Consider the following 12869-nt stretch of genomic DNA (forward strand, 5'->3'; position numbering starts at 1 on the left):
AACGTCGACAGATGGCTTCCGGGTGCGGCGGTGGCGCGTTGACCAGGATCGGCATCATCTCCCAGTGGTACGACCCGGAAGGCGGCTCAGCCGTTCTCCCGGGGATCATCAGCCGGTCCTTGGTCGCGCTCGGTCACGAGGTGCACGTACTCACCGGCTTCCCGAACTACCCGTCGGGCAGGCTGCACCCGGGATACCGCCTCCGGGCATACCAGTTCGAGATGATGAACGGCGTCTCCGTACATCGGGTGCCGCTGTTTCCCAGTCACGACGGGTCGGCGGTCAGGCGGACCGCCAACTACCTCAGCTTCGCCGCCTCGGCGGTGGCCCGGCTGGACCTGCTCCGCAAGGTCGACGTCTGGCTCGTCTACTCGTCACCGGCGACCGTGGCGCTTCCCGCGATGGTGGCCCGGTGGCTGCACGGACGCCCGTACGTCATCCTGGTCGAGGACATGTGGCCGGACACTCTGGCGGAGAGCGACTACGTGCGTCCCGGCCGTGCCCTGGATCAGATCGTCCGGATCCTGCACCGGTTCTGCAACGCCAGTTACCGCCAGGCCACGCACGTGGCCGTCATCGCGCCCGGCATGGTCGACATCCTCGCCGAGCGCGGTGTCCCCCGGGACAAACTCTCGGTCGTCTACAACTGGGTCGACGAGCGCCGCTTTCGCCCCCGGCCCCGCGATCCGCAGCTGGCCGAATCGCTCGGGCTCTCCGGCTTCGTGGTGATGTACGCCGGCAGCATGGGAAACCTGCAAGGGCTCGACGTCGTGATCGACGCCATGGAGCACCTGACCGACATCTCGGACCTGACGCTCGTGTTCGCTGGCAGCGGGGTGGAGGAGCAGCGGCTGCGCGAGTTGGCCAGCGGCTACCCGCCCGGCCGGGTGGTCTTCCTCGGTCAGCAACCGCTCGAACGGATGATCGAGCTGATGCCGCTCGGCGACGTCCAGTTAATCTCTCTGCGTGACCGGCCGTTGCACCGCAAGACCATGCCGAGCAAGGTGCAGAGCTCGCTCGCCTGCGGCCGGCCGATCGTCGCCGCCCTGGCGGGCGACGCGGCGCGGCTCGTCGACGAGTCCGGCGCCGGTTTTGTGGCACCACCCGGTGACCCCCGCGCCCTGGCCGACGCGATCCGCCGGATGTACGAGTTGGGCACCGAAAAACGCCAGGAACTGGGCCGAACCGGCCGCCAGTTCTACCTGGAGCACCTCTCGGAGCGGATCGGCAGCGTGGCCCTGGCGAATCTGCTGGAGCAGGCGCGGGGCCAGGACCCGCTGCGCCGTTAGGTGGTGTGGTCGGCGTCCTCGGTCACTCTCGTACCATCACGTTCCGGAATGAACGGCCGAGACGCCGATAGACGTTGACCGCGGTGCGTGACGTCTGAAGTCGCAACTTGTCGCTGTTCGTGAGGACGGCACGGGTGACCGCAAACTGCCCGGAGAGCGCCTGTCGAAGCCACGGCAGCACGACGTCGGCCGCGCGCGGGACAGAGTTCGGCTCCACCGCAGGTGCCACCACCTGGTCGTACGTCTTCAAGCCAGCGAACGGTTGGCCGAAGAACGCCGCCGTCTTCGGCGCGTACGAGATCGGGAAGATCGGCACACCGAGTGCCGCCCACAGCGCGCTCGAATGCAACTTCATCGAGACGGCGACCGAACATCCGGCCATCGCCTCGGCGAAATCGAGCACGTCCGCGCCCAGGTACGGGACGACATCCGCTTCACGGCCACCGAGTTGCCGACACACCTGCTCGGTAAAGGCCACGTCCACTCCGCTGGCACTCGTCTCTAGGACGAACAGCCGAATGTTCCCGACACCGTACGCCTCTGCGACGCGTCCGATGTGGCGGGCGGTGCCGATGGGGTCGAGCCCCGGCCATCGGCGTAGCGCCACCCCGAGCAGGCCTTGACCGTCTGCCGAGAAGCCGCGCCGACCGATGCCGAGTCGAGTGAGAAATGCGGAGTCGACGAAATCCCGGCACCGGCCGACGCGCCAGCCAAGTCGCTGTTCGGCATAGGCGACCGAGTCGTCATCACGCAGGTAACACTCGTCGAACGGGGAACCAAGCTGGTGCAAGCGCCGCTGCCAGTAGTCGCTCAACGGGCCGAGGCCGAGGCCGACGGCAAGCACCGGAACCGCCGGATGGTGCCGCGGCAGAAAGCTGAGCCAGTGGTAGGGGGTGTGCGGATGGTGGCTGGTTTGCAGGAGACCACCGCCGCCGAACAGCACCGCCTGACAGCTTTGGAAGCTGAGTTCGCTGCGTCGCGAGCCGGGTAGGTCTCTGGTCGGACGTACCGCTTGCGGGCTCAGGTCACGACCGATGCGTGCGGAGACCGCAGGCCAGTTGACGGGCCTTCCGAAACTGAGATGCCGGACCGCGACGTCGTCCCCTGTCTCCGTGGCCGCCACGACCGCGGCAATCATGATCAGGTCGTCCCCGAAGTTTCCCGCCTCACCGAGACAGATCAGCCCGACGGTTGGTCGCGCCATCGCTTCTCCCTTTGCACATCGAGGGTCAGGTAGCTGAGACACCAGCAGCTCGCGCTGACCACGACGATCAGGGCAAGCGCTCCGGCAGCGCCGTACGCGCCGAACAGGACACCGCCGGCGACGATCGAGACGACTCGGATCGGGCCGAGCACCCCGCCGATCAACAGAGCCCGCCCCCCGGCTCCCTGCACCCGATGCCCGGCGAATCCGACGAGCGCGATCGGCGCCAACAGAACCTCGACGGCGATCAACGGCAGCAACGGCCGGGCCACCGCCCAGTTGTCCGCGAGCAGCGCCGCACCAGCCCGGTCCGGCAACAGGCAGACGCCGATCACCACCGGGGCGCTGAGGGCAATCGTCAGGCCGACCACCGGCCCGGCGGTACGCAGCCGCGTACGGACTCCCCGGGGGCGGCTGCGCGCGAGAAACGGGACGATCAACGAATTGAGCGTGGCGGTCAGCAGGGCCACCGGCCCGAATACGGTCCGGGCCGCACCCAGCGCTCCGACGACGGCGACGCCGGCAGCGCCGCCGACGACGGCCAGTCCGGTCAGGGCCAGTTGCGCGGACCCGGTGGTGACCAGGAACTGCGCCGCAAAGGTCGCGGAGACCTTGGTCCGCCGTCGATCGAGGTTCCATCCCGGCCGGACCGGATACCGCTGACCGACGGCGGCGAGAACCCCGATGAGGGCTCCCGTGGTGGCCCAGGTCGCGAAGACCAGAACGGGCGTGATGGGCAGAACGAGGGCTGACAGCGTGATCGTCAACACGCACCCGGTCCACAGCCCCTCCTGCACCACGGCAACCCGGGTCTCGCCTGCGCCGAGGCTCATCGCCTTCACGTAGTCGTACAGCACCAGGCCCGGCAGCATCCCGCCGGCGATGGCGAGGTACGACGATCCGTGACCGACCCCCACCACCACGACCACTGCCCCCGTCAACACGCCGAGCAGGCAGGCTCGGCGGGCTCCGTACGCCGCCTCGGCCGACGAAGGTTCCGCGCGCTCCGCGAGAACCGACTCCGTAACCGTCGTACGCGACAGCCCGGTGACCAGCACGTAGATCGAGAACGCGAGGGCGAACTGCCCCAAGCGACCCAGCGGTTCACCACGAGCAACCGACACCGACACGGCAAGGTTGCCGATACTGGACAGCCCGTTGACCGCAAACGCCACGACGGCACGCCGCCCGAAGGAGCGCCCGGCCGGAGATGACGCGGATGCCCGACCTCCGCCGGTCGCGCCACGGAGATCCGCCGATGCGGTCAACTGGCGTACCCGCTGGCGGCAGGCGGGACAGGTGCTCGGGTCTGCCTGGTCAGGTAAATGATCAGCAAAACCGGCAGCGCAGCGACCGAGTACTGCACAAACGCGATCATGGACTCGGGGTAGGTGGCCGACCAGACGAGCGGAGTTGCCATCACGAAGCACAGGTAGGAGAGCCGCACCGGTCCCGGCGCGCCCCGGATCCGCATCAGCGCGACGACGGCGAGCGCCCAACCGCTGTAGAAGAGGATTACCCCCCAGGGGCCGTCAAGAAAGTAGATGGTGCCGAGAGCGAGGAATGTATAGGCGGACGTAGGGCTTCCACCGAGGAACTCGTTGATCCGCGCGCCGGTCGACAGCGCCGGCCGATCCGGATCCAGTATCCGGGGCACAACGCCATACCGAACGATTTCCGGCAGGCCGGGACGGCCGATGTCGACCGGCACCTCGTAGTCACTCGCCCGCGAGACCTGAAGGTCGAAGCGGAGTCGGTCGCTGGCACTGATCCTCTCGTCCACCGCATACCCGCCCCCGACCCTGACTTCGTTGCGCTGCGCGAAGATCGTCGGCCAGACGAGGAACAACACAAGCACAGCGGCGATCACGAAGCGTGGGCGGACCACACCACAGATGGCGGTCACCGCGAGAAGAAAGGACAGGAACCCGATCAGCGGGGCCGAGATTGCCGTGATCAGTATGAGCACAACCTGGGTGGCGACGAGGAGGGTCGCCCACAGCAGGAAACGCAGGTGACCCACGTGGCCCCCGAGCAGGCTCGCCAGCAGCAGGGCGACCGCGAGGTAGCGCCATCCCGAGAGAGCGGAGGTGACGAAGGCCGCGGGTGATGAGGCCAACTCGCCCGCAGCCTGGGTGAAGACAGTGCCACGGCCTTCCAGCGCACCGACCACGTCCGCGACGATGCTGACGACAGCGGTCAGCCGGGCGAGGAGGAACAGGTGTGGGTAACCGGCGTTGGCCTGTGCAAGGCCGCGCTGCCAGTCACCGCGCTTGCCTATCCGGCTGCGAAAGGCTAGTTCCACGGCCAGGGTACTGGCCAGGGCCAGCCCCAGCAGGCTCAGTATGAACCCGGTCTTCGGGTTGCCGTGGAACACCGCCATCGGAACCACAAGGATCGCGTACGGTGCCAGGATCACCGCAGTCACCGGGAACTGCTGGAGCAACCCGGTGAGTCGGGAGGTCTGCCGCCGGGCGATCCGATGCTTCCCCCGTTCCCTTGAGGGCTGGACCGCCGCTGGTGCGCTCACCGCGTCTCTGCCCCGTGCGCGAGCAGCCGATCGTACGTGTCGATGAAACGGCGGAGCGTGACGTGCCGGGAAAAATGTTCTTCGCAGCGGCGGCGAGCTGCGGTGGCCATACTGGCACCGGCGCCGTCGAGGATCTCGTGCACCCGCGCCGCCACTGACCGGCTGACATCGGCCGCGGGTTCCAGCGGAACCAACCAGCCGGTCCGTCCGTCGGCGACGCTCTCGCGCGCGCCGTAGGTGGCCGTGACCACGCTCGGAACCCCGCAGGCCATCGCCTCGATGACGGACAGACCGAGGCCCTCCTCGTAGGAGGTCTGCAGAAACACCGAGGCACTACGGTAAAGCTCGACCAGTTCATTGACCGGAACATCGGCACGCACCACGATCCGCCGGTTCAGCCCGAGATCGGCGATGAGCGCGCTGATCGAGGGATCCAGGCGTCCCTTTCCCGCGAGCACGAGCGGGGGCGCGTCGGGCCGATCACACACGAGCTTCCCGTACGCGCGGACCATTCGGTCCAGTCCTTTACGTGGGTCGGCGAGTCGACAGACCGAGAGCAGGTGTCCATCGGCACGCCAGCCGTCGGATGGCGGTGAGAAGATGGTCGTGTCGACGCCGGGAGGCGCGAGCACGACGTTGGAATGGCCGACTGTCCTCATCCAGTCGAGGATCACCTTGTTCTCGACGAGGACCGCGTCGGCCGCGCTCAGGGCCGACCTCTCGATCCGTGCGGTGATCCGGGTCATCATCGCTCGCCAAGCGGCTACGGCGGACGCTCCCGCTTTCGGATATGAATCACGTTCCCACTCCACCAACGTCGCCATCTGGATCACGACCGGCGGGCCGGCGTTGAGAATCGGTGCCGCCCACGCGGGCGAACCGCAGACAACCTGGATGAGGTCGTACCCCGCCAGCGCCTTGGTCAACTCACGTCGTGGCCGGTACCGCATGAACTCGAGTTCGACCGCGTTCGCACCCCAATACCATTCGTCCGGCCTCTCCCCTTTGCGCGTGAGCACGCTCGGCTGCAGCCACGACCGGGGCGCCAGAATGCGCCGGCTGGAACTGTCCCGATACGACATCGCCAAATCGTGTATGTCCACGGCGTACCGGCCGCTCGCGGCAAGACCCTCGCAGAGCCAGCTGACAACGCTTTCCACGCCGCCACTCCTGTGCAGCCCATGGGTGACAACCGCAACGCGACGCGTCCCCTCCCTAATGGGAAGAAGGTTGGCCCGATCCTTGACCGGCTGGTTCACCGCTATCTCCCATTCACGAATCAGCGCCACAGCACGACGGGTGGATCGGGTCACCGGGCCGTACCCATGACGCCCGGCGAGCCTGCTCGAGGATGTTCGGGCCGTCAACGCGCCGACGCCACGATCGGTATGCGTCGCCAGCTGCACGACGCGCGTGCGCCCGAGCGACCTGATCCAACGCGGCGAACCGTTCGAGCTGCCCGGCGAGATCGTCGGCGGTGAGCCGCTTCAGGACCGCGCCACCACCAGCGGTCAGCAGGTCCGTCCAAGGCGTCTGGTCGGAGCAGATCACGGGACAGGATGCGGAAAGGCTCTCGGCGATGACATGCCCAAAGTTTTCGCCGAGCGTGGGGAAGACAAAGGCGTCGTACCTGGCGAAGGTGCTCCGTACCTCGTCCGCAGCCAACTCGCCGCAGTACCGCACCTGTACCGTCGTCGGCAGGCGCGCGAACAGGTTCTGGCACTTCTCCCAGTAGCCGACATTCTCCATCGGCCCGTATATGTCGAGATCCATCGGCGTCGAGACCTGCTGCAACGCCCGCAGTACAAGGATCAAGTTCTTCTCGGGGCTGATGCGACTGATAAACACGAGCCGGGCAGGGCCGGGTACGACCGGTCCCGGCGGAAGCGGTTCGTACGGCAGCGACACCTGCGACCTGTTGATCTCGATCTGTGCCCATGGGCACGCTCGCCGGATACTCTCCGCCTCACGATCACTGGTGGCATGCCAGACGACTCCCAGCGTCCTGAGCAGCGGCAGCCAGAACCGGAGGAACACCTGCTTCTTCCGCCGCTTGAGGGAGAGCGAGCCGGTCGACAACTCCCCCCGCGGGGCCACGAGGATCCGCGACACCCTCAGCACACCCAGCCGTGCCGCGATGATCGGCACGAGTGAGAACATCGAGAAGAGACTGTTCACGTACAGCAGGTCGAAGGAAGTATCTCGGAACTCGCGCCGCAGCTGACGCCATTGACCCGCCCGTGAGACGGTCAGGTAGAACACCCGCGCTCCGGACTGCCTGACCCAACGGCCAGAGAGACCCGGATACGGAGTCGGCGTGGCGAGATCGCGGTCACGCGTCACCAAGGTCAGGTCGATGCTCTCGGATATCGATTCCACGATCTGGACGAGAGAGCGCACCGGGCCTCCATACCGATGCCCCGGCACGAACCCGCCACAGGTAGCCAGGACGCGAAAGGGTTCAAGGTCGTGTTCCCGAGTCGGGTTGGCCTCAGCTCCCACCGCATCGAGCACCAGTTTCTCCTCTCCCCCTGCGAGCACACCGGGACAAACGACCGACCCGGGCGACAGGTCGCGCGGGAATCAGCGGACCTGAAAACCCTTCGATTTCGTCGCGCCCTGATCGACGCATTGGCATGTGTCCCGTCGGAGATCGAGACGGTGCTCAGCCGTAGCCGGGCCGAGCGGCTGGCCCGCAAGGGCATCGACCTCAGGGTCAAGAAGGTTCGTGGTAAGACCAGTCGACGGTTGCGCGCGGCCCACTGGCGTGAATGGCATTCGACTGTTCCTGAATACCGGCCGGCGGAGGCGACAATATTTCGCCCCAGCGACGAGCCATACCAACAACCGGCCACAGAAACGCGAAACCCAGAACCCGCAGAGCAAACGTCGGCTAAGCAGTTACGGGATGCATGTGGCCCTGACCTGCCGTAGGTCATCATCGGCCACCGACAGCAGGACAGGGGAGTTTGTACATGCTGCGGGAAATTGAGCGTGTCCAGCGAACGCCATCCACGGCCACCGACCGCATCAGGGCGAGCAGCCGACGTACCGCCGTCTTTCTCGTCGCCGACGCGCTCGCCTGGGTCGGTGGATTCACGGTCGCCGGTTGGGCAAGGTACGAACAAATCCTCACCATCGATCAGGCTGTCAACGCGGTGATGCTCGGCGGCGCTGCCGCCGTACTGCATGTCGGATTGAGCGCGCTGCGCCGGATCTATTCGGGTCGGCAGCCGCTCGGCAGTGTCGAGGAGGTCCGCGGTCTCGCGGGCACCACCGCCACCACGGCTGCCGTTGTGCTGATCGCCCTGCTGGCGTTCGACCAACGCCCGGTGCCTGGCAGCACCCCGGTGGTCGGTGGGGCGTTGGCACTGTTGCTGATGCTCAGCTGCCGTCTGCTGCATCGGCACCGGCGGGACCGGGCCATGCGTCCGGACGCCCGTTCAGCGACCCCGGTGCTGCTCTTCGGCCTCGGCGAGGCCGGACAGGGACTCGTCCGCGCGATGCTCGGCGACCCGAAGGGCCGCTACCTGCCCGTCGGCGCCCTCGACGACGACCCGGACAAGCAGGACCTGCGCATCGCCGGCGTCTCGGTCCTGGGTGGCCGGGCCGAGATCGCCAAGGCCATCCACCGCACCGGCGCGACCGCGCTGATCTTCTCCGTGGCGAACGCCGACGCCACGCTGATCCGCGAGATCCGGGAGGCCACGCTCCGCACGGGCGCCACATTCAAGATCCTTCCACCGATGCGGGAGCTGGTGGATCACCGCATCACGGTCAGGGACGTACGGGACGTCCAGATCAGTGACCTGCTCGGCCGACGTCAGGTCGTCGGTGATCTGACCCTGGACGACAACGTGCTCGCCGGCCGGCGCGTCCTGGTCACCGGCGCCGGCGGCTCGATCGGCTCCGAGTTGTGCCGGCAGATCATGCAGGCCAACCCCGGTGAGCTGATGATGCTGGACCGGGACGAGTCGGCGTTGCACGGCCTTCAGATGTCGCTCACCGGTCGGGCACTGCTGGACGGCCCCGAGCTGATCCTCGCCGACTTGCGCGACGACGAGGGTGTCCGGCGCATCATGCGGCAACGACGCCCCGAGATCGTCTTTCATGCTGCGGCGCTCAAGCACCTGACGCTGCTGGAACGGCACCCGGGAGAGGCTGTCAAGACCAACGTCTGGGGCACTCTCACCGTGCTCGACGCCTGCCGGGACGTGGCCCGGTTCGTGAACATCTCCACCGACAAGGCCGCCGACCCGATCAGCGTGCTGGGTTACTCGAAACGCATCACCGAGATGCTCACCGCGCACGCCGCGGCGGCCTACCCGGGCACCTTCCTCAGCGTGCGGTTCGGCAACGTGCTGAGCAGCCGCGGCTCGGTGGTGACCGCCTTCCAGCGACAGATCGAGGCCGGGCAGCCGCTGACCGTCACCCACCCGGACGTGACCCGGTATCTGATGACGGTGCAGGAGGCCGTCCATCTGGTCCTCCAGGCGGCGAACATAGGCCGGGACGGCGAAGCCCTGGTGCTGGACATGGGTGAGCCGGTACGCATCGACGACATCGCGCGCCGGATGGTCGAACAGGCCGCCAGCACAGTCGAGATCGTTTACACCGGTCTGCGGCCGGGCGAGAAGCTGCACGAGGATCTGCTGGGTAGCGGCGAGTCCGACCACCGGACGCTGCATCCGCTGATCTCGCACGTCAGAGTGCCTGTGTTGGATCCCCTGGAGGTCAGCGGACTGGATCCGTTCGACGAGCCGGACAAGGTCATCGACCAGCTCGCCCGGCTCTGCGGCGTCCTTCCCGGCGCGCTTCTCAACCAGAAGACCGGCATACCGCTCGCCCGCTGAGCCGGAACCGGATGCATACGGCGGGGACCCTGTTGTTGGGGTCCCCGCCGTTCAGCCTGTCGCCTTCAGCACCTCGGTGACCAGGTCCTGGGCCTCCTCCTGGAGGCGGGCCAGGTGTTCGGGGCCCTGGAAGGACTCGGCGTAGATCTTGTAGACGTCCTCGGTGCCGGACGGACGGGCGGCGAACCAGCCACTGGCCGTGGTCACCTTCAGCCCGCCGATCGAGGCGCCGTTGCCGGGTGCCGTGGTGATGGTGGCGGTGATCGGTTCACCGGCAAGTTCGGTGGCGCGTACCTGTTCCGGAGAGAGCTTGCCGAGCACGGCCTTCTGCTCCCGGGAGGCGGGGGCGTCGATCCGAGCGTACGCGGGGGCACCGAAGCGTTCGGCCAACTCTGCCCAGTGTTCACTCGGGGTGCGGCCGGTCAGGGCGATGATCTCGGAGGCGAGCAGGCAGAGCAGGATGCCGTCCTTGTCGGTGGTCCAGGTGCCACCGTCGCGCCGCAGGAAGGACGCCCCGGCGCTCTCCTCCCCGCCGAAGCCGACCGTGCCGTCGAGCAGCCCGGGCACGAACCACTTGAAGCCGACCGGCACCTCCAGCAGCGGACGCCCGAGGTCGGCCGCCACCCGGTCGATCATGGAGGAGGAGACCAGGGTCTTGCCGACCGCCGCGTCCGGGCCCCACTTCTCCCGGGTACGGAACAGGTGGGAGATGGCCACGGCGAGATAGTGGTTCGGGTTCATCAGCCCGGCGTCGGGGGTGACGATGCCGTGCCGGTCGGCGTCGGCGTCGTTGCCGGTGGCGACCTGGTAGTCGGCGCGCATGGCGATCAGCGAAGCCATCGCGTTCGGCGACGAGCAGTCCATCCGGATCTTGCCGTCCCCGTCGAGGGTCATGAACCGCCAGGTCGGATCGACGATCGGATTGACCACGGTCAGGTCGAGGCGGTGCCGGTCGGCGATCTCGTCCCAGTAGGCGACGCTGGCCCCGCCGAGCGGGTCGGCGCCGATGCGGACCCCGGCGGCGCGGATCGCGTCCAGGTCGAGCACGGCCGGCAGGTCGTCGACGTACGCGCCGAGGAAGTCGTACGTGCCGGTGGTGTCGACGGTGCGGGCCCGCGCGTACGGGACGCGGCGCACCTGCTGGAGCCCGGCAGCGAGGATCGCGTTAGCCCGGTCCTGGATCCACTTCGTGACGTCGGAGTCGGCCGGGCCGCCATGGGTGGGGTTGTACTTGAATCCCCCGTCGTCCGGCGGGTTGTGCGACGGGGTGATCACGATGCCGTCGGCGAACCCGGCGGTGCGGCCCCGGTTGTGGGTGAGGATCGCGTGCGACACCGCGGGGGTGGGGGTGTAGCCGTCGCGGCTGTCCAGCAGCACGGTGACCCCGTTGCCGGCGAGCACCTCCAACGCGTCCACGGCGGCGGGCGCGGAGAGCGCGTGGGTGTCCCGGCCGAGGAACAGTGGCCCGTCGATGCCCTGCTCCCGCCGGTAGTCGCAGAGCGCCTGGGTGACGGCGAGGATGTGGTCGGAGTTGAAGGCGTTGCGCAGGCTCGACCCACGGTGCCCCGAGGTGCCGAAGGAAACCTGCTGAGCCGGGTCGGCCGGGTCCGGATGCTCGGCGTAGTAGGCGGTCACCAGCCGAGGCACGTCGACCAAGTCGGCAGGCTGAGCCGGCTGCCCGGCCCGGGGGTGAGTACCACCACTCACGGTTCCACCTTCTGTCCTTTGCCGATGACCACGATGCCGTTGTCGGAGACGGTGTAGCGCTGTCGGTCGCGTTCCAGATCGACGCCGATCTCGGCGCCCTCGGGAACGTGGACATTCTTGTCCAGAATGGCCCGACGCACCACCGCGTGCCGACCGATCTCCACCCCCTCCATCAACACCGAGCCGTCCACATGGGCCCAGGAGTGCACCTTCACCTTGGGCGAGACGATCGAGTTCTCCACCAGTGAGCCGGAGATCACCGCCCCGGGGGAGACCATCGAGGCGACCGCGCGGCCGACCCGCTCCCCCCACTGGTGCACGAACTTGGCCGGCGGGTACGGCGGCTGCTCGGTGTAGATCGGCCAGTCGAAGTTGTAGAGGTTGAACACCGGGTGCACGTTGATCAGATCCATGTGGGCGTCGTAGAAGGAGTCCAGGGTCCCCACGTCCCGCCAGTAGCCCCGGTCCCGGTCGGTGCTGCCGGGCACCTCGTTGTCACGGAAGTCGTAGACGTTGGCCTCACCCCGCTCGACGAGCATCGGGATGATGCTGCCGCCCATGTCGTGCTTGCTGGAGCGGTCCTCGGCGTCCCGCTCGACCGCCTCGACCAGGGCCCGGGTGGTGAAGACGTAGTTGCCCATCGAGGCGTAGATCTCGTCGGGGGCGTCCGGCAGCCCCACCGCGTCGGTGGGCTTCTCCCGGAAGGCCCGGATCCGCCGGCCGTCCTCGGCCACCTCGATGACCCCGAACTGGTCGGCCGTGGACAGCGGCTGCCGGATGCCGGCCACGGTCACGGCGGCCCCGGAGGCGATGTGCTCCTCCACCATCTGCCGGGGATCCATCCGGTAGATGTGGTCGGCTCCGAAGACGATCACATAGTCGGGCTGCTCGTCGTAGATCAGGTTGAAGCTCTGGTAGATCGCGTCCGCCGAGCCGGAGAACCACCAGGGGCCCCGGCGCTGCTGCGCGGGCACCGGGGTGACGTAGTTGCCGAGCAGGGTCGACATCCGCCAGGTCTTGGTGATGTGCCGGTCGAGCGAGTGGGACTTGTACTGGGTCAGCACGACGATCTTGAGGAACCCGGCGTTGGCCAGGTTGGAGAGGACGAAGTCGACCATGCGGTACATCCCGCCGAACGGGACGGCCGGCTTGGCCCGATCCGTGGTGAGCGGCATCAGGCGCTTGCCCTCTCCGCCGGCCAGGACGATCGCGAGCACCTTCTCAGCCATGACCAGACGCTATCCATCCCGGTGCCGCTTCACCACTTGTACGGCCACACTTCTGCA

9 protein-coding genes are annotated in these 12869 nt (G+C 67.7%); 2 read left to right on the forward strand and 7 right to left on the reverse strand.

What is annotated here, in order from left to right; all coding sequences use genetic code 11:
- Nucleotides 1-11: 11 nt before the first annotated feature.
- Entirely contained in the window at nucleotides 12-1289 is a 1278-nt protein-coding gene (locus ABZ795_RS15900) for a glycosyltransferase family 4 protein (RefSeq protein ID WP_357530852.1), read from the forward strand.
- Nucleotides 1290-1311: 22 nt separating this feature from the next.
- Here ABZ795_RS15900 and ABZ795_RS15905 read toward each other — a convergent pair whose 3' ends face one another.
- The 5 genes from ABZ795_RS15905 to ABZ795_RS15925 form a co-directional block, all read right to left on the reverse strand.
- Complete coding sequence (locus tag ABZ795_RS15905; RefSeq protein WP_327026911.1) at nucleotides 1312-2493, reverse strand: polysaccharide pyruvyl transferase family protein; 1182 nt, start codon at nucleotides 2491-2493, stop codon at nucleotides 1312-1314.
- A complete protein-coding gene (locus ABZ795_RS15910) occupies nucleotides 2469-3365 on the reverse strand; it encodes a hypothetical protein (protein WP_357530853.1) in 897 nt (298 codons plus the stop codon). The genes ABZ795_RS15905 and ABZ795_RS15910 overlap by 25 nt, the downstream gene beginning before the upstream one ends.
- A gap of 392 nt (nucleotides 3366-3757) precedes the next feature.
- Nucleotides 3758-4921, reverse strand: a complete 1164-nt coding sequence (locus tag ABZ795_RS15915) for a hypothetical protein (RefSeq protein WP_327026913.1) — start codon at nucleotides 4919-4921, stop codon at nucleotides 3758-3760.
- A 98-nt stretch (nucleotides 4922-5019) separates the two neighbouring features.
- Nucleotides 5020-6183, reverse strand: a complete 1164-nt coding sequence (locus ABZ795_RS15920) for a glycosyltransferase (protein WP_357530854.1) — start codon at nucleotides 6181-6183, stop codon at nucleotides 5020-5022.
- A gap of 112 nt (nucleotides 6184-6295) precedes the next feature.
- Nucleotides 6296-7537, reverse strand: coding sequence for a glycosyltransferase (locus tag ABZ795_RS15925; protein ID WP_357530855.1), 1242 nt, complete (start codon nucleotides 7535-7537; stop codon nucleotides 6296-6298).
- Between the two features lie 461 nt (nucleotides 7538-7998).
- On the opposite strand from ABZ795_RS15925, the gene ABZ795_RS15930 reads away from it, so the two are divergent.
- Entirely contained in the window at nucleotides 7999-9876 is a 1878-nt protein-coding gene (locus tag ABZ795_RS15930) for a nucleoside-diphosphate sugar epimerase/dehydratase (protein ID WP_327026916.1), read from the forward strand.
- Nucleotides 9877-9927: 51 nt separating this feature from the next.
- Here the strand turns inward: ABZ795_RS15930 and pgm are convergent, their stop codons facing one another.
- Complete coding sequence (gene pgm / locus ABZ795_RS15935; RefSeq protein WP_327026917.1) at nucleotides 9928-11583, reverse strand: phosphoglucomutase (alpha-D-glucose-1,6-bisphosphate-dependent); 1656 nt, start codon at nucleotides 11581-11583, stop codon at nucleotides 9928-9930.
- Nucleotides 11580-12812, reverse strand: coding sequence for a glucose-1-phosphate adenylyltransferase (gene glgC, locus ABZ795_RS15940; protein WP_357530856.1), 1233 nt, complete (start codon nucleotides 12810-12812; stop codon nucleotides 11580-11582). Before glgC ends, pgm begins: the two co-directional genes overlap by 4 nt.
- Nucleotides 12813-12869: the final 57 nt, after the last annotated feature.

Origin of the sequence: Micromonospora sp. NPDC047134 (assembly GCF_040643455.1) — a bacterium.
In the GTDB taxonomy this organism is placed as follows: Bacteria; Actinomycetota; Actinomycetes; order Mycobacteriales; family Micromonosporaceae; genus Micromonospora.